This window comes from Streptomyces xanthophaeus (assembly GCF_000725805.1).
Taxonomy (GTDB): domain Bacteria; phylum Actinomycetota; class Actinomycetes; order Streptomycetales; family Streptomycetaceae; genus Streptomyces; species Streptomyces xanthophaeus.
In genome coordinates, this window is sequence record NZ_JOFT01000008.1 from 180,993 (window position 1) to 197,523 (window position 16,531).

The following is a 16,531-nucleotide window of genomic DNA, read 5'->3' on the forward strand; positions in this document are numbered from 1 at the left end:
GACCGGCCCTATCCGAGCCAGACGATGCCGATGACGTAGAGGCGGCCGGCCGGGCGGTTGATCCAGTAGGCGGTGCTGAGCTGCCCCACCGAGGCGGACCGGACGTCCTCGCCCTCGGGGTCACGGCTGTCGAACGCGGAGAAGCTCCACGGGTCGCGGGCTGCGATGTCCAGGACGTCGCGGAGCATCTCCCGGGCGTGGCCGGGCAGCCCGTCGAGCGCGCCCAGGGCCTGCGGGGACAGCCGCGCCTGCCAGGCGGCATCGCTCACGGCCGGGCCCCGAGGGCGTCGTCCAGGGCCATGCCCTCGGCGTCGTCCCTGCCGGAGGCCACGAAGGCGTCCACCGCGGGGACGAGCGCGAGGCGGGCCTGCCAGGTCCGGACGACGTCGTGGAGCGGGCTGAGGCTGTAGCTGTGCCGGGAGTCCTCCAGCGCCTTCGCCCAGTCCCGTTCGAAGGCCGGTACCCACTGCGCGGCCCGGGAGTCGGTGCGGATCCGCGCGAGCAGCTGCGCGGCAGCGCCCGGGGCCGGGGCGGGCGGGGGTGCGGGCGCATGTTCGGGCTGTGCGCTCATGGGCTCCTCCAGGCGGGTCTCGGAACCACGTTAGCCGGATGCGGGGGTACCGGCCGGGGACTACGCAGAACCCGGGAGGGCGCGCAGCAGCCGGACGAGCTCGCGGGCGGTGTCGCGGGTGCGGGGCGGCACCCGGTGGCCGCGCCCGACGGCGCCGGCCGCGTGGTCCATCACGCGCAAGGCGCGCACGGACCCGACGGACGGTACGGCGTCCATCAGGGCCGACAGTGCGGTGTCGGCCCCGCGCCAGTCCCCGGCCCGGGCCAGGACCCGGGCGAGTTCGGCGGCGAACAGCACGCGGTAGGCCGGTCCGGCCGCTTCGGGGCGGGCCGCGCCGTGGAGGAGTTCGGCGGCGGCGTCCAGGTCTCCCAGCGCGGCCCGCGCCAGTCCGTGGTGGCCGTCGAGTTCCTGCCGGTCGAACCACCAGGCCCAGGCGGGGTCCTGGGCGGTGGGGCCGTCCGCGAGCAGCTCGGCAGCGGTGCGCAGCTCCCGCAGGGCCTGTGGCCCGCGCCCCATGCGGGCCAGGGCACGCCCGGCCCGGACCCGGAAGATGGCGGTGACGAGGCCGGGGAGGTCCGGTCGGGCCAGGACGGACGAGGCGAGGTGCAGGGAGCTCGCGGGGCGGCCCAGGTGCTCCTCCTGCATGGCGAGCACGGCGAGGACCAGGGGTTCGACGCCGGCGGGCCCCTCGGCGCCACCCCGGGCGAGGTCCAGGGCCCGGCGGCTGAGGCGCCGGGAGGTGGCGTGGTGTTCGGCGTCGAAGGTGATCCAGGCGGCCACCTGGAACAGCTCGGCGCGGGCGGCCCGGTCCGCGGCGGTGCGCGGCGCGGGGCCCCGGCCGGCCCGGCGGACGGCGTCCAGGGCCGCTCCCACCGCCCCGCGGGCCCCGACGGCCACGTCGAGGGCCACGAGCCCTTCGGTCAGCGCGGCCACCTCGGGCGCCGGCATCTGCGACGCCTGCGGCAGCTCGGTCTGCTCGGTCTGCTCGGTCAGCTCGGTCAGCTCGGTCAGCTCGGGAATGTCCGACACCCCTGCCTACAGGGCCAGTTCGAGGTACGCGGCCTGTTGCTGCTCGCGCGCCGTGAGGGCCCTGCGCCAGATGGCGAGGGCGAAGGGCGGGACCATGTCGGGCGCGATGTCCTCGGGCAGGCAGAACCGGATCTCACGGATCTCCGACTCCTGGAGGCGGATGGCCCCTTGCTGCTCCGGGGTGAGCTCGGGGCCGTCGAAGACGTAGAAGACGTGGGACCCTTCGGCCCTGGTGAGCCAGGCGGTGACCAGGAGGTCGCCGGTCTCCAGGTCCAGCCCGAGCTCCTCGCGCACCTCGCGGCGGGCCGCCGCGGAGGGGACCTCGCCCGCCTCCACGTGGCCACCGGGCAGGTTCCACCGCTCCCTGTGGACCGGGTCGACGATCAGCACCCGGCCCTGCGCGTCCCTGATGACGACGGAGGCCGAGGCGGTGGCCGTGGCGGCGCCCGGCCTCTGCCTGGGACTCGGGCTCGCGCTCGTACCCGTGCCCGTACCCGTACCCGTGCTCGGGCTCGCGCTCGTGGGCATGCGTTGCTCCTCCGGTGACGGGGCCGGGCTCACGGGCGACCGGCCGTGAGCTGGTCCCCGAGGGGGCTCCGCCGGTACAGCACCTGGCGGCCTTGGCGGGCCCGGGTGACCAGTCCGGCGGCGTACAGCACGCTCAGGTGCTGGGAGACGGCGCTGGGGGTGACCCGTAGGCGGCGGGCGAGTTCGATCGTGGCCAGCGGTTCCGCCAGCAGGCCGAGCAGCCGCGCCCGCGGCGCCCCGAGGAGGGCCCGGACGGCGGGCCCGGCCGCCCCGCGCCCGGCGGGGTCGTCGGCGGGGAGGGGCGCCCAGAGCGTCGCCACGCCCCGGCTGGGGTAGAGCAGCGAGGGCGGCTCCTGCGGGCCGACCGGGGGCGCGGGCTTGTGCGCGAACACGGAGGGCACGAGCAGCAGTCCGCGGCCGGAGGCCTTCGTGTGGTAGCCGCCGATGGTCCGGTCGACGTGCAGGACCCCCCGGGCCCCGTCGGCCTCCCAGCGCAGCTGGGGGTGCACGTCGGCGAAGAGCAACCGGGCTCCGCCCCGGGCCAGTTGACGTGCCCGGTAGGTCATGTCGGCCTCGACCACCAGCCGGATCTGGGTCCAGAACGGCTGGACGGCGAGCTCCCAGTACCGGTGCAGGAGCGCGCAGAGCGTGTCGCGCAGTGCGGTGACGGGCCCGTCCCCGGAGGCGGTCGCGGCGTGCAGGGGTGCGGGCAGCGGGGCCGGTTCGTGGGCGGCGAGCAGGTCCCGGCGGACCAGGTCGGGCGGGGTGCGGCGGACGAGGTCCAGTTCCTCCTCGAAGGCCGGCTCGAAGGACGTGGGCCTGGGGGTCAGGAAGTCCGGGAGGGTGAGCCGCTGCGCCACCAGGGACAACAGCAGTTCCGTGTCCAGTTCGCCGATCCGGCCGAGGACGGACCGGCGCCACGGCAGGTGCAGTGCGGACAGGCCGGGGTCGCGCAGCACCCGTAGGCTCAGCACGGTCTCACCCAGGGGCGAGACGGCGAACCGCGTGTGCGCGAGATCCTCGACACCGAGCTCGAAACTGATCATTAAGCCGTACGCTACATCAGTTGGCAGGGCCCGGCCGGTGCCCTGGAGTGGTCCCATGACACCCCGCACCCCTCCAACTCGCGATCCGGGCCCACCCGTCGGAACTGCCGGATGAGCCGCCGCCTGGTGCTGCTCCTGGCGGTGACCTGCGCGGTGGCCGTGGGCAACCTGTACTTCCCGCAGGCCGTCGGCCCGCTGATCGCCTCGGGGCTGGACGTCCCGGCCGGCGCCGCCTCCCTGGTGGTGACCGCCACCCAGATCGGCTACACCGCCGGGATGGTCCTGCTGGTCCCGCTCGGAGACCGGTTCCGGCACCGCCCGCTGATCGTCGTACTGCTCTGCCTCACCGGGCTGGCCCTGCTGGGTGCGGGCTGCGCCCCGGGCCTGCCCTCGCTGATCGGCGCCAGTGCCCTCGTCGGGCTCACCACGGTGGCCGCGCAGGTCATCGGCCCGCTCGCGGCCGGTCTGGTGGAGCCCGAACGGCGGGGCGCGGTGCTCGGCGTCCTGCTGAGCGGGTCGACGGGGGGCATGCTCCTGGCCCGTACCTTCGGCGGGACGCTCGGCGAGCGGCTGGGCTGGCGGGCCCCCTACCTGGTGGCCGCGGCCGTCGCCTTCGTCCTGGCCGCCGTGACGGCGTACGCGGTGCCCTCGACGCCGCCGACCCCGCCCGCGGAGCGGCGGCCGTACGTCCGGTTCCTGACGGAACCGGTGCGCCTGCTGCGCGCCGAGCCGGAGCTGCGCCGTTCCTGCTGGTACCAGGCCGCGGTCTTCGGCGGGTTCTCCGCCGCCTGGACCAGCCTCGCGCTGCTCCTGACCGGGCCGGTGTACGGGCTGGGCGCCGAGGCCGTCGGCCTGCTGGCCCTGGTCGGTGCGGGCACCATGCTGTGCACCCCGTACGCGGGGCGCCTGGTGGACCGGCACGGGCCCGGCCCGGTGAACCTGGTCTGCCTGCTCGGCGTGCTCGTCGCGGCGGCGGTCCTCGCGGCGGGCGCCCTGGGCGGACCGGTGGGCCTGGCCGCACTCGCCGCGGGCACCCTGCTGCTGGACGTGGCCATGCAGTCCGGCACGGTCGCCAACCAGTCGCGGGTGTTCGCCCTACGCCCGGACGCCCGCAGCCGGCTGAACACCGCCTACATGACCTGCGCCTACCTGGGCGGCACCGCGGGCTCCTGGCTCGGCGTCCGCGCCCACACCGCGTACGGCTGGCCGGCGGTGTGCGCCCTGATCGCCGCCCTCGCGGGCCTGGCCCTGGTCCACCACCTGTCGCCGCGGCGCAGGAACCAGGCCCCGGGCCAGGGCGCGCCCTCCCCCGGGAAGGCCCCTCTTAGGATCGGCGCATGATCGCTGAACTGCAGTGTGTGGTGCTGGACTGCGCCGATCCGGGGAAACTCGCCCGGTTCTACGGGGCGTTGCTCGGCGGAGACGTGAACCGGCCGGACCGGCGGTGGGCGGTGGGCGCCGCCTGGGCGACGCTGCACACGCCGTCCGGCTCCGTCCTCGCGTTCCAGCGGGTGGCGGACCACCGGCCGCCGCGGTGGTCCGACCCGGCGCGGCCCCAGCAGTTCCACCTGGACTTCGGCGTCCCGGACCTGGACCGGGCGCAGGAGGAGGTGCTCGCCCTGGGCGCGACGCTGCTGGACGCCGCTGCCGACGGGCGGGGCTGGCGGATCTACGCCGACCCGGCGGGCCATCCGTTCTGCCTGGTCGGACACTGAGGGACATTGTTCGGGGAATGTACGGGGATCCGCGAGCCCGCCGGAAGGTCGGATTCCGATGGTTAGCATCGAAGGGGTTCGCCCCCGGTGAGAGGCAGTGATGACGGAGTCCAGAGGCCTCGTGCTGATCGTCGAGGACGAGCGTCACATCGCCGATGTGGAACGCCTGTACCTGGCGCGCGAGGGCTTCGGCGTCCATGTCGAGTCCGACGGGGCCGCCGGGCTCGCTGCCGCGCGCCGGATGCACCCGGTGGCGATCGTGCTGGACGTCGGCCTGCCGGGCCTGGACGGCATCGCCTTCTGCCGGGCCCTGAGGGAGGCCGGCGACTGGACGCCGGTGCTGCTGGTCACGGCGCGCGGTGAGGAGGCCGACCGGATCCTCGGCCTGGAGCTGGGCGCGGACGACTACGTGACGAAACCGTTCTCGCCGCGCGAGCTGGTCGCCCGGGTCAAGACCGTGCTGCGCCGGGCGGCGGGTCCACCGGGGAAGCCGGCCGGGAGCGTCGGGAGCGTCGGCCGGCTCAGCGTGGACCCGGTCAGCCGCACCGTGCTCCGCGACGGCGATCCGGTCGAGCTCACGGCCACCGAGTTCAACCTGCTCGCGCACCTGCTGCGGCACGAGGGGCAGGTGTTCACCCGGGAGCAGTTGCTCGCCCACGTGTGGGGGTACGCCGGCTACCGCGACACCCGGATGGTGGACGTTTTCGTCTCGCAGCTGCGCGCCAAGCTCGGCGACGCGAGCCCGATCCGTACGGTCCGGGGCGTCGGCTACAGCGCGACGGCGCCCGCCCCGTGACCCGCCCCGTGACCGGCGCCGGTTCCGTGCCCCGCCGTGGCTCGCTGGTGCGCAACATCGTGCTGCTGACCACCGTGGTGGCGGCGCTCGCGGTGGGGCTGACCGGGCTCATCGCCTGGCAGACCGCCGCGCGGGGCGCCGAGCAGCGCGAACGCGACCGGCTCACCCGTCAGGCCACGGTGCTCAGCCGCCTGCCCGCCCTGTCCGAGGCCCTCTTCAACGGCGCCCAGGTCCTCGGCGGTCCCAACGGCGTGCAGCTCGCGGTCGTCGCCCCGGACGGCAAGGTGAGCGGGACCGCCTCCCCCGCCGTCGACAGGGCCTCGAAGTCGGCGCTGCTGGCCGGGAAGCCGGTTTCCACCCGCGGGCTTCTGGGCGGTGAGGAGGTCCTGCTGGTGGGGCAGCCCGGTGTGCGCGGCGGCGCGGTCGTCCTGACCGAGCCGTACACGGCCGTCACCCACGAGACGAACGGGATCCGGCGCAGCGTGGTGCTCCCGCTGATCGCCGGCATGTGCGGCGCGGCACTGGCAGGGGCCTTCCTGGCCCGCCGCATCGCCCGTCCGCTGGTGAAGGCGGCACGGGTCGCGCACCGGCTCGCCGACGGGGAACGCGGCGTACCGGCCCCGGTCGACGGGCCCCGGGAGACCGCGGAGATCGGGCGGGCCCTGAACGTCCTGGACGCGGCGCTGGAGCACAGCGAGAACCGGCAGCGGGAGTTCCTCCTGTCGGTCTCCCACGACCTGCGCACCCCGCTGACCGCGCTGCAGGGGTACGCCGAGGCGCTGGCCGACGGCCTGATCGAGGCGGACCGGCTCCCCGAGGTCGGGGCGGTGCTGGCCGACGAGACCCGCCGTCTGGACCGGTTCCTGGAAGACCTGCTGGACCTGGCCCGGCTGGAGGCGGACGACTTCCGCCTCGACGTGGCCCCGGCCGACCTGGGCGCGGTCCTCGCCGAGGCCGCCGCCTTCTGGACCGGGCCCTGCGCCCGCCGCGGCGTCGGGCTGCGGCTGGAGCGCTCCGGGCGGCCCGTGGTCGTCGAGACCGACGCCTTCCGGGTCCGGCAACTGATCGACGGCCTCGTCCAGAACGCCCTGCGGGTGACCCCCGAGGGCGCGCCCCTGGTCCTCGCCGTCCGCCCGGCCGCCGACGGCGGGGCCGAACTCCAGGTCCGTGACGGCGGTCCCGGCCTGACGGACGACGACGTCCGCGTCGCCTTCGACCGCGGCGCGCTCCACGCGCGTTACCGGGACACCCGGCCCGTCGGGAGCGGCCTGGGGCTGACCGTGGCCCACCGCCTGACGGGGCGGCTCGGCGGGGCCGTCCGTGTCGAGGGGCACGGACCGGAAGGCGGCGCCTGCTTCACCGTCACGCTCCCCCGGGCTCCGGGCACGCCCTGAGGCTCGCTGAGGCTCGCGGGCGGACGCGTCGCGACGGGCCGCCCGCGGGTGCCCGTACGTCCGGGCCGTCCGGTCCTTACGTTCCCCCAACAATGCGCCAACGGCCCCCTTACCCGCCGCGCGCACAGTAGGGCCCCATGAACCTTGAATCGGCCGAGGGGCCCGGCCTCCTCCACCGGAGCGGACGCTGGTGCGCCCGCCACGCCTGGCGGGTCCTCGCCCTGTGGGTGGTGTTGCTGGCCGGGCTCGGGCTGGCGAACCACCAGTGGGGCGGGGCCTTCGCGGACAGCTTCTCCCTGCCCGGCACCAGCAGCCAGACCGGCGCGGACCTGCTCGCCGCCCACACCACCAGCTCCGCCGGCACCCCCGCACCCCTCGTGATCACGACCGACCGGGGGGCGGTGAGCGGACACCGGCCCGCGATCGAGGCGGCCGTCGGCGAGCTGGGCCGCCTGCCGGACGTCCTGTCGGTCAGCGATCCGCTCCGCACGCCCGGGGCGGTCTCGACGGACGGGCGCACCGCCCAGATGACGGTCCGCTTCCGCAGCAACCCGGCGAGCTTCGACCCCTCCTACCTCGCCCGGCTCGACAGCGCCGTACAGCCGCTTCGCGCCGAAGGGATGACCGTCGAGTACGGGGCCCCGCTCGGGCAGCTGGCCACGCCCAGGTCCGCCGACCGCATCTCGGAGGCGATCGGCCTGACCGTCGCCGTGCTCGTGCTGATGGTCGGCTTCGGCAGCGTCGCCGCCACCGGCCTGCCGTTGCTGACGGCCGTGATCGGACTGGCCGTCGCACTGAGCGGCCTCGGACTGCTCGCCGGACGGTTCGACTTCGCCCAGGCGGCCCCCACCCTGGCCGCCATGATGGGCCTCGGCATCGGCATCGACTACGCGCTCTTCCTCGCGACCCGCTACCGAGCCCTGCTGCATGCCGGAACGGAGCCCGGCGAGGCGGTCGGACGCACGGTCGCCACCAGCGGCCGCGCCGTGCTCGTCGCCGCCGCCACGGTCGCCATGGCCCTGGCCGGGCTGTGCATGTCCGGAGTGGGCTTCATCGGCGCCCTCGGTCTGGCGGCCGGGCTCAGCGTCGTCGTGGCCGCCGCCGCGTCCGTCACCCTGACCCCCGCACTCCTGGGGCTGCTCGGGCCTCGCATCGACCGCTTCCACGTCCGTAGGCCCGTCGCCGAGCCCACCGGCGAGGCGGACGTGTGGCACCGCTGGGCCGCGAGGGTGAGCCGACGCCCCTGGCTCTTCCTGACCGGCGGGCTGCTCCTGCTGGGTGTCCTCGCCGTGCCCCTCGCCTCCCTGCAACTCGGCCACGTGGACGCCGGGGCGCAGTCCACGAGCAGGACGGACCGCCGCGCCTACGACCTGATCACCGAGGGCTTCGGTCCCGGCGCCAACGGTCCGCTCACCCTCGTCACCCACCTCGACAGCCGACAGGTCGCCGACCCGGCCGAGCGCCAGGAGCTCGCCACCTCGCTCCAGCGCGCACTGGCCGCCGTACCGGGCGTCGCCTCCGTATCGCCGTCGGCCGCCGTACCGGACGACGTTCTGCTCGTCACCACGGTCATTCCTGCGACCGGCCCGCAGGACCGGGCCACCGGCGACCTGATCCACACCCTCCAGGACGAGACGGTGCCGCAGGCCCTCGCGGGCACGGGCGCCAGCGGGTACCTCACCGGAACCGCCGTGGCCACCCAGACCTTCACCGACACCCTGGTCGCCAAACTTCCCCTGATCATCGGGGCGGTGGCCACCGCCGCGTTCCTGTTGCTGCTGACCGTCTTCCGCAGTCCCCTGATCGCGCTCAAGGCCGCGGTGCTCAACCTGTTCTCGATCGCCGCCGCCTACGGCGTGGTCGTCGCGGTCTTCCAGTGGGGTTGGGGCGGCGCGCTGCTCGGTGTGACCGAGCCGGTGCCCATCGAGTCCTACGTGCCGATGATGATGTTCGCGATCCTCTTCGGGCTCTCCATGGACTACGAGGTCTTCCTGCTCTCCCGGATCCGGGAGACGTGGCTGCAACGGGGGGACAACCACCTGGCGGTCGCCACCGGCCTGGCTGCGACGGCCCGCGTCATCACCTGCGCGGCCCTGATCATGACCAGCGTGTTCCTGGCGTTCCTGCTCTCGTCGAACGTGGCCGTCAAGATGCTCGCCCTGGGGCTGGGGGTCAGCGTGATCATCGACGCCACCGTGGTGCGGCTGATCCTGGTGCCCGCGTCCATGTACCTCTTCGGGCGGGGCAACTGGTGGCTCCCCGACTGGCTGGACCGGCTGCTGCCACGCCTGGACCCGGAGGGGCCCGCCGTCGGCCACGACGCCGCCGACCAGCCCCCCGCACCCGCACCCGCACCCGCACCCGCACCCGCACGAGGAGACCTCCGATGAACCGCCGCCTGCCGAGGATCCCGGCAGTCCTGCGCCGCCACCTCGCGCTCACCGTCACCGCCGTCGTTGCGCTGGTGGTCGTCGCCGCCACGGGAGCAGCGGAACTGACTGCTCGTCATATGATCCGGGCCCGTGTGGCGGCGGCCGCGCCCGCCCTCGGTGAGGAGGTGGCGGTCAGCACGGCCGGGGACTGGGCGCTGTGGGACCTGGCGGGCCGCACCATCCCCCGACTGGACGTGAGGAGCGACGACGCCCGTCTCGGACCACTGCCGGGGGCCCGCGTCCGGGCGCAGCTCGACGATGTCCGCCTCGGCGCCCGGGCCACCGTGGGAAGCACCCGAGTACAGGTGACGGCCTCCCCGCGGTCCCTCGCAGCGGCGATCCGCGCCGCCGTGCCGTCCGTGACGGTGGGCTCGGTCACCCCCGATCCCGCGCAGGGGACCGTCCTCGCCGCCGTCGGCCCGGGCGGCGCAGGCCGGTTGACGCTGCGGCCCGTACTCGCCGACGGGAAGGTCACGTTCACCGTCGACGGGTTCACCCTGTTCGGGCGCTCCGTCCCCACCGGTGCGCTCGGGACGGGCAGTGGCGTGCTGGGCCCCGAGGCAGGGGCGGGGCAGGACTATCCCCTCGGCCTCAGGGCCACGTCCGTACAAGTCCGGCCGGACGGGCTGCACATCGCCCTGGAGGGCGGCCGCAGCACCGTCAGGGCCACGTGACCCCGTGCGGTCGCACGGCCGTCGCGGGTATCGCGGGTATCGCGAAGGCCCCCGTCATGCCAGGGCCTTGCGCAGGGTGTCGGCCGCCAGGCCGATGGCCAGCGCTGCGGCGTGCGTCTCGCGCAGCGGGTCCAGCATGACGAAGTCGTGGATGGTCCCCAGTACCCGCAGCGAGGTGACCGGTACCCCGGCAGCGCGGAGCTTCGCCGCGTACGCCTCGCCCTCGTCGCGCAGGACGTCGGCCTCGGCGGTGACGACCAGGGCGGGCGGCAGTCCGGTGAGCTGTTCGGTGGTGGCGCGCAGCGGGGACGCGGTGACCTCGGCCCGCTCGGCCGCGTCCGTCGTGTACTGGTCCCAGAACCACTGCATGGCCTCACGGCGCAGGAAGTAGCCTTCGGCGAACTGCCGGTAGGAGCCGGTGTCGAAGGCCGCGTCGGTGACCGGGTAGAAGAGGACCTGGTGGAGGAAGCGCACGTCGCCGCGCTGCTTGGCCATGAAGGTGAGGGCTGCGCTCATGTTGCCGCCGACGGAGTCGCCCGCGACGGCGGTCCGGGCGCCGTCGAGGTCCTTGTGGTGCCCCTCGCGGGCCACCCACTGGGCGACTGCGTAGTTCTGCTCGATGGCGACCGGGTAGCGGGCCTCGGGCGAGAGGTCGTACTCGGGGAAGACCACGGCCGCCCCGGCGCCGACGGCGAGTTCGCGCACGAGGCGGTCATGGGTCCGGGCGTTGCCGAAGACCCATCCCGCGCCGTGGATGTAGAGGATGACCGGCAGGGGGCCGACGGCTCCGCGGGGACGGACGATGCGGGTGCGGACCTCCCCGGTGGGTCCGCCCTGGACGGTGACCCATTCCTCGTCGACGGCGGGCAGGGTCACGCCCTCGCCGCTCTGGACGTCGTCCACGGCCTTGCGTCCGTCGGCGACGGGGATCTGGTAGAGGAAGGGCGGCTGGGCGGTGGCGTCGGCGAAGGCCTGGGCTGCTGGCTCCAGGACCGGCTGGTTCGGCACGGCGGATCTCTCTTTCGAAGGAGACGGGGTGCGTGGGCCGCGTACAGGATCACGCCGGTGACCGCTCCCGGCCGGGAGACGGCACGGCGCGGAGCGCGATGACGCGCGAACGGCGGACGGCGGACGGCTGCGCGGGACCCGGCCGTTCCGGGCGAAGGGGGTGCGCCCGGAACGGCCGGGCCGGTCGGTGGCACGGCGCTCGGCGCCGTGCGGCGGGCAAGCTGAGGGCGCAGGGACGCCGCGGTGCGGGACGAGCCGGGTGAGCAGGCCGCTGCCGACGGCCGGGGACGACCATCACGGCGGGTACGGCGCCCGGACGGACGGCCCGGTCGCCGAGGCCGGTCGCGGCGAGCGGCGCGAGCAGGCCGACGGACGGCAGCCGGCCCGATCCGGTGGGGCCGGCGCCCGGGGCGAGGACGGTGAGGGTTCCGCCGCGGAACCCGGCCGCGCCCCCGTCGAGAGCCCTGCCGGCCAGGAAGCTCTGCCGGCCGCGTGCGCGCCGATGACGGCCTGCGCGTACACGACGCCCAGGCCGTACGCACCCGCATGGGCCTTCACGATCTCCATGACCGCGGGGTACGTCCCCTGCCGCGCCCAGTCGCGCTGGAGCTCCGGCAGCACCTGCACCCAGGTGACGGGCACGGCCCCGGCGGCCGGCATCCGCTGGCAGGCGTGCTCATGGGCGGCCTGGGTGACGCCACCGGGGGCATCGGCGACCACGTAGACCTCGTAGCCCTGCTCCAGCGCGGACAGCTCGGGCATGACCAGGCAGACCTCGCTCCACAGACCGGACAGGAGTGATGTCGAACATGAGGGGTGTCCTCTCGGAGCGGTCCGGAAGTCACCGGCCGCGTCCCCGCGGCTCGGCGCACCCCCAAGCTATGACCGCCCCGGCCCCCCGACTTTCCCCCCAGCGCCCCGGCACTGGCACGAGCGTGCACACCGGCGCCCGCGGGCACCAGGACCGGCCCGCCCCGGGCGCGGCACGCGCAGTCCCCGCGCCGCTACGGGCGCCCCGTCACGGCGCGATCGGGAGCTGGCGCTTGTGCTCGGTGAGGCGGTAGCGGCGGACGATCGTGTCGAAGGCGCGCGCGTCGACCGGCTTGCCCTCCAGGAAGTCGTCGATCTCGTCGTACGTGACGCCGAGCGCGTCCTCGTCGGCCTTGCCCGGGTCCAGCGTCTCCAGGTCCGCCGTGGGGGTCTTCCACACCAGCTCGGCGGGCGCGCCCAGCAGGTCGGCGCAGGCACGCACCCGGCGCTTGGTGAGGCCGGTGAGCGGGACCACGTCGGCCGCGCCGTCGCCGAACTTGGTGAAGAAGCCGGAAACGGCCTCGGCCGCGTGGTCGGTGCCGACGACCAGGCCGTCCTGCGCCCCGGCCACCGCGTACTGGGCGATCATGCGCTGGCGGGCCTTGATGTTGCCCTGGACGAAGTCCTGGTGGTGGGCGTCCCGGAAGACGGTGCCGCCCGCCAGGGCGGCTTCCAGGGCGGCGTCGCTCGCGGGCTTGACGTCCACGGTCAGCACCTGGTCCGCCCCGATGAAACCGAGGGCGAGCTGGGCGTCCCGCTCGTCGGCCTGGACCCCGTAGGGCAGCCGCATCGCGTAGAAGCTCGCGTCGTGGCCGGCCGCGCGGGCCCGCTCCACGGCGAGCTGGCAGAGCCGGCCCGCGGTGGTGGAGTCCACGCCTCCGCTGATTCCGAGCACCAGGGAGCGCAGTCCGGTGGAGGTGAGCCGCTCGGTGAGGAAGGCCACCCGGCGCTCGATCTCCACCTGCGCGTCGAAGGTCTCCGACACCTGGAGTTCTCGGGCTATCTCCTGCTGCAGGGCGGTGGACGCCGGCTGGCTCACGGCTGCTCCTCGTCGTCGTTCGTGGTGCGTGGTTTCGTGGTGCGCTGTCCCGTCGACCCTAGTCGAACCGGGGCTGGCGGATCCGCCGCCCGTACGCGGTGCGCCGCTCCCCCGGGCAGCCGACCCGGTGCGAATGCCCGTTCGATCCCATGGTGGCCGGTATGGCATGCTGCCAGGCGGTGATCACCCTCACCGCGCCCACCCCCGCTGACGGGTGACCGCCGACAGCTGACCGCCCGGAGACCCGTTGCTTCCTGTGCCGTACCCCGATCACCTCCGGCGTCTCGCCGAGAGCGCCCTCGCCGCCGTTCCGGCCACCGAGGCCGAGGAGGTCTACGCGCTCTCCTTCCTGCTCTGGCACGAGCAGGACGACCCGCGCCTGCCGGTCCTGACGATCGGGTACAACACGGAGACCCGGGCCCGGCTCAGCCTCCAGGGGGCGAGTGACCCGCAGGAGGCCCGCTGGAACTACGCCTTCTGGATCCAGAACGAGCTGGCGGTGGCCGGCGACCCCGCGGAGGACCCTGCCGGCGCCGCTGCCCGCGAGGAGTGGATCCGTGCGCTCGGGCTCTGGTACGAGGAGCCGCAGAACCCCGCCGACGCGGCGGATGACGGGCGGATCGAGGCCCGTTTCCGCGAGGCCTGCTGCCTCCTCGCCCGCACCCTCCACACGACCGGTGTCATCGAACGCTCCCTCGGCCGGACCGTGCCCGTGATCGTCCACGAGCTGGAGTACGACGAGGAGACCGCGCGGCTGACCGAAGCAGCCAACCCGCCCGGCCTCGCTGACGCGTTCACCGACTGGGTCCGCCACGGCTGAGGGCCCTCGGGGCGCGGGACACCGCCAGCGGGTGCGCGGTGCACCCACATGGGGGAAGCTGAGGGTGGCCGCAACGCCGGCGGCGGACAGACGGGCGAGGAAGGTCCTTCGTGAACGTTTCAGCAGGTGACCGGCCCGCACGCGCGGGCGGACGGCACAGGGCACGGACCGCGACACTGCTGTGCACCGTGGCGGCCCTGGCGGCCGCGGTGATCCCGGCCTCCGCGCACACCGGTACGGCCTCCCCACCCTCCGCACCTTCCCGGGTCGTGGAGCCTCTCGTGGTCGTCGACTGCTTCTCCGAGGCCCAGGTGCGTCCCGACGAGTACCTGCTGGCCTGCGGGGACGGCAACAACCGCCTCGTCGATCTGGACTGGAACACCTGGGGGCCGCGGACCGCGACGGCCACCGGCACCGACATGGTGAACGACTGCCGCCCCTACTGCGCGGCGGGCCGCTTCCACTCCTACCCGGTGAAGGTGACCCTCGGTAATCCGGAGGCCTGGCCGGACCGGCCCGGCGTCCAGCGCTTCACCACCATCCGGCTCGTGTACACCGACACGGCACCCGACCCCGTCCCCAAGGACGTCACCTACAAACTCGTATGGTGAGGGGATCCACGGGCGGCAGGAGCAAGGTGTGACAGGGGACGGGGCTTCGGGCGGACAGCTCGACGAGCTCGCGGTGTTCGCTCTGGAGCATGCGCACGACCGCCTGGCCGACGGAGGCCGGGGCGCGGCGGCGGTGTTCCTCTTCGCCGACGACGTCGAGGACCGGTACCTGTACACCTTCGCGGAGCTCGCCGAGGCCCGCCTGCACCTGGCCGATCCTGCCCACGGCTACCTGCGGTGCGCGCTGGCCTGGAGCCCCGGCCCCGGGGTGTACGGCGTCCAGGCACAGGAGCTGGGCAGCAGCACCTCCTTCACACTGATCCGGCGTGCGCCGCTGGGCGAGACCGTACGCACCGCGGGCGCGGGCCCGCTGCTACCGGCTCCCCGGCTGGCGGCGGAATCGCATTCCGAGGCGCATACGGAAGCGGATCAGGCCCATCTCGATGAGATCGGGGAGATCGAGGACAAGATCGAGCGGGCGGTCGAGTCCGGGGCGGGGCTTTCCGAGGCGGGGCTTTCCGAGGCGGAGGACCGGATGGGCCGGTGGATCCGCCGCGCGGGCGAGGCCGAGTGGGCGGCCGTCGAGAAGTGGGCACGCCGCCGTCTGCCCGCGGACCGTTCGGAGCACGAGGGGGCGGGCGAAGCCGTCCCCGAAGAAGACCGGGCCGGGCTCGGGGCCCGCACTCCGGGCCGTTACGTGATCACCTTCCACCAGGGCGGTCCCGCGACGGGCCCCGAGGCGGCCCTCGCCACCTGGGACCAGGTGGCCCGCCGGGCCCGTGAACTCCTCGGCCCCGGCACCACCTCGGCAGCGGCCGGAACGGCTCTGGAGGATCCGGCCGACGGGCTCCGGCTGACCCTGTGCCGGGACTCGGGGACGTACGAGCTGTCGGCCCCCTTGCAGGACGGAGCCCCACCGGTGCCCGCCGTGCTGGAGAAGCTCTACGAGCTGGCCCTGACCGTCCAGTTGGAGTCCGGCCGGCGCGCGGTCGACCCGCAGGTCGGCTGGTACATCGACCGCGCCGCCGGAGCGACCTGGTCCAGGCGCCTGCGCCTCTTCTTCCGCGCGGCCCGGCCCTCCCGCCCCGACCGGCCGTAGCCCCGCAGGGTCAGGGAGTGGGGATGCCGCCGGGGCGGCGGGGCGGGCGGCCGAAGCGGACGGGGACGCCCGGCGAGTACAGCACGCTCACGGGAGGCGCGGCCGGCGCGGGCAGTCCCGCGGCGGTGATCAGGTCCTCGTCGCAGCCGAGGAGTTCGGCGCGGTGCAGCGGCCAGCGGGGGTGGGCGTTGGGAAGGTACAGCGGTCTGCCGAAGAAGGCGCTGTGCATGCCCCAGCGGGCGGTCAGGAAGTGTTCGAGCGCGGTGGGCTCGGCGATCGGATCGCCGACCCGCACGGAGATCCTGCTGTGCGCGCCCCGCGGGCCGGGCCAGCGGCGGGTGCTGGTGTAGGTGACGGTGGGGCCTTCGTGGCGTACGGCCATCCGCGACCAGACGTACGGGAGCCGGAACACGGACCGCGCGACGGCCACGGGGACCAGCCGGGAGGCGTCGAGCGAGCGGAAGACCACGCCGCGGCGTCCGTGGGCGTCCACGGAGTAGAGGCGGACGTTGGTCTCGGGGAAGCTGCCGAGGTAGGGGATCCCCGGCAGGCGGAACCAGCCGACGCGGTGCATCCGGAAGGCGACGAGGCCCACGTACGTGACCCCGTCCAGGATGTCGGGCACCGTGCCCGCCGGAAGCAGCGGGGCGACGTCGGCGGGGTCGGCGGCCCAGTGCAGGAAGGCCAGGTCGAGCCAGGACTGGGTGAGGAGGGGACGGTCCGCCGCGTGCGGCGGATCGGGAGTCACTGGTTCCGGGTCCACGGTGCGCGGCGGCTTCGGCATCGTTCCAGTATCCGGGAGCGGACGGGGCTGCGGGGCGGCCGCGATCCGTCGGATGCGGGCAGCGTGAACCCCGCGCGCCCGGGGTAATGGACGGTCACGGTGAGTACCGCCCTCGCTCCCGGGTTCGCCCGGCCCCGGTCCCCGCCCCGCTCGCGTCTGTTCACACCGGAGGAGT

The 16,531-nt window shown here is 74.7% G+C and carries 17 protein-coding genes and 1 pseudogene; 9 read left to right on the forward strand and 9 right to left on the reverse strand.

What is annotated here, in order from left to right; genetic code table 11:
• Nucleotides 1-8: 8 nt before the first annotated feature.
• The 5 genes from IO30_RS0100875 to IO30_RS0100895 are packed head-to-tail and all read right to left on the reverse strand — an operon-like array spanning nucleotide 9 to nucleotide 3,174.
• Nucleotides 9-269 (reverse strand): hypothetical protein, encoded by a 261-nt coding sequence (locus IO30_RS0100875; protein ID WP_031138147.1) that lies wholly within the window; start codon nucleotides 267-269, stop codon nucleotides 9-11.
• Nucleotides 266-571 carry a DUF6247 family protein gene (locus tag IO30_RS0100880; RefSeq protein WP_031138149.1) on the reverse strand — a complete coding sequence of 102 codons (306 nt, stop codon included), beginning with the start codon at nucleotides 569-571 and terminating at the stop codon, nucleotides 266-268. Before IO30_RS0100880 ends, IO30_RS0100875 begins: the two co-directional genes overlap by 4 nt.
• 60 nt (nucleotides 572-631) lie before the next feature.
• Nucleotides 632-1,600 carry an NsdA family TPR-like regulatory protein gene (locus tag IO30_RS41600; protein WP_051901756.1) on the reverse strand — a complete coding sequence of 323 codons (969 nt, stop codon included), beginning with the start codon at nucleotides 1,598-1,600 and terminating at the stop codon, nucleotides 632-634.
• A 6-nt stretch (nucleotides 1,601-1,606) separates the two neighbouring features.
• Complete coding sequence (locus tag IO30_RS0100890; protein ID WP_078904473.1) at nucleotides 1,607-2,128, reverse strand: NUDIX domain-containing protein; 522 nt, start codon at nucleotides 2,126-2,128, stop codon at nucleotides 1,607-1,609.
• Between the two features lie 29 nt (nucleotides 2,129-2,157).
• Nucleotides 2,158-3,174, reverse strand: coding sequence for an ArsR/SmtB family transcription factor (locus IO30_RS0100895; RefSeq protein WP_031138155.1), 1,017 nt, complete (start codon nucleotides 3,172-3,174; stop codon nucleotides 2,158-2,160).
• Between the two features lie 111 nt (nucleotides 3,175-3,285).
• Between IO30_RS0100895 and IO30_RS0100900 the strand changes: the two genes are divergently transcribed.
• The 6 genes from IO30_RS0100900 (at nucleotide 3,286) to IO30_RS0100925 (ending at nucleotide 10,185) form a co-directional block, all read left to right on the forward strand.
• Entirely contained in the window at nucleotides 3,286-4,515 is a 1,230-nt protein-coding gene (locus IO30_RS0100900) for an MFS transporter (protein ID WP_051901757.1), read from the forward strand.
• Nucleotides 4,512-4,889: a VOC family protein gene (locus IO30_RS0100905; RefSeq protein WP_031138160.1), complete on the forward strand. Its 378-nt coding sequence runs from the start codon at nucleotides 4,512-4,514 to the stop codon at nucleotides 4,887-4,889. Before IO30_RS0100900 ends, IO30_RS0100905 begins: the two co-directional genes overlap by 4 nt.
• Before the next feature lie 100 nt (nucleotides 4,890-4,989).
• Complete coding sequence (locus IO30_RS0100910; protein ID WP_031138162.1) at nucleotides 4,990-5,685, forward strand: response regulator transcription factor; 696 nt, start codon at nucleotides 4,990-4,992, stop codon at nucleotides 5,683-5,685.
• Nucleotides 5,682-7,079, forward strand: a complete 1,398-nt coding sequence (locus IO30_RS0100915; RefSeq protein WP_037892629.1) for a HAMP domain-containing sensor histidine kinase — start codon at nucleotides 5,682-5,684, stop codon at nucleotides 7,077-7,079. Before IO30_RS0100910 ends, IO30_RS0100915 begins: the two co-directional genes overlap by 4 nt.
• A gap of 137 nt (nucleotides 7,080-7,216) precedes the next feature.
• Nucleotides 7,217-9,469 carry an MMPL family transporter gene (locus tag IO30_RS0100920; protein WP_063768403.1) on the forward strand — a complete coding sequence of 751 codons (2,253 nt, stop codon included), beginning with the start codon at nucleotides 7,217-7,219 and terminating at the stop codon, nucleotides 9,467-9,469.
• Nucleotides 9,466-10,185 carry an LmeA family phospholipid-binding protein gene (locus tag IO30_RS0100925; RefSeq protein ID WP_031138168.1) on the forward strand — a complete coding sequence of 240 codons (720 nt, stop codon included), beginning with the start codon at nucleotides 9,466-9,468 and terminating at the stop codon, nucleotides 10,183-10,185. The genes IO30_RS0100920 and IO30_RS0100925 overlap by 4 nt, the downstream gene beginning before the upstream one ends.
• A 54-nt stretch (nucleotides 10,186-10,239) precedes the next feature.
• Here the strand turns inward: IO30_RS0100925 and IO30_RS0100930 are convergent, their stop codons facing one another.
• From IO30_RS0100930 to nadE, 3 genes and pseudogenes are all read right to left on the reverse strand, one after another.
• Complete coding sequence (locus IO30_RS0100930; RefSeq protein ID WP_031138170.1) at nucleotides 10,240-11,193, reverse strand: alpha/beta hydrolase; 954 nt, start codon at nucleotides 11,191-11,193, stop codon at nucleotides 10,240-10,242.
• Nucleotides 11,194-11,676: 483 nt separating this feature from the next.
• Nucleotides 11,677-11,991: pseudogene (locus IO30_RS0100935) on the reverse strand (isochorismatase family protein); the annotation flags it as partial.
• A gap of 220 nt (nucleotides 11,992-12,211) precedes the next feature.
• Nucleotides 12,212-13,042: an ammonia-dependent NAD(+) synthetase gene (nadE, locus tag IO30_RS0100940; protein WP_031138174.1), complete on the reverse strand. Its 831-nt coding sequence runs from the start codon at nucleotides 13,040-13,042 to the stop codon at nucleotides 12,212-12,214.
• A gap of 256 nt (nucleotides 13,043-13,298) precedes the next feature.
• Between nadE and IO30_RS46615 the strand changes: the two genes are divergently transcribed.
• From IO30_RS46615 to IO30_RS0100955, 3 genes are all read left to right on the forward strand, one after another.
• Nucleotides 13,299-13,862 carry a hypothetical protein gene (locus IO30_RS46615; RefSeq protein WP_051858802.1) on the forward strand — a complete coding sequence of 188 codons (564 nt, stop codon included), beginning with the start codon at nucleotides 13,299-13,301 and terminating at the stop codon, nucleotides 13,860-13,862.
• A 110-nt stretch (nucleotides 13,863-13,972) separates the two neighbouring features.
• Complete coding sequence (locus tag IO30_RS0100950) at nucleotides 13,973-14,473, forward strand: hypothetical protein (RefSeq protein WP_199920951.1); 501 nt, start codon at nucleotides 13,973-13,975, stop codon at nucleotides 14,471-14,473.
• Between the two features lie 28 nt (nucleotides 14,474-14,501).
• Entirely contained in the window at nucleotides 14,502-15,572 is a 1,071-nt protein-coding gene (locus tag IO30_RS0100955; protein WP_031138180.1) for a hypothetical protein, read from the forward strand.
• A gap of 10 nt (nucleotides 15,573-15,582) precedes the next feature.
• Here the strand turns inward: IO30_RS0100955 and IO30_RS0100960 are convergent, their stop codons facing one another.
• Nucleotides 15,583-16,356, reverse strand: coding sequence for a YqjF family protein (locus IO30_RS0100960; RefSeq protein WP_031138182.1), 774 nt, complete (start codon nucleotides 16,354-16,356; stop codon nucleotides 15,583-15,585).
• Nucleotides 16,357-16,531 lie beyond the last annotated feature (175 nt).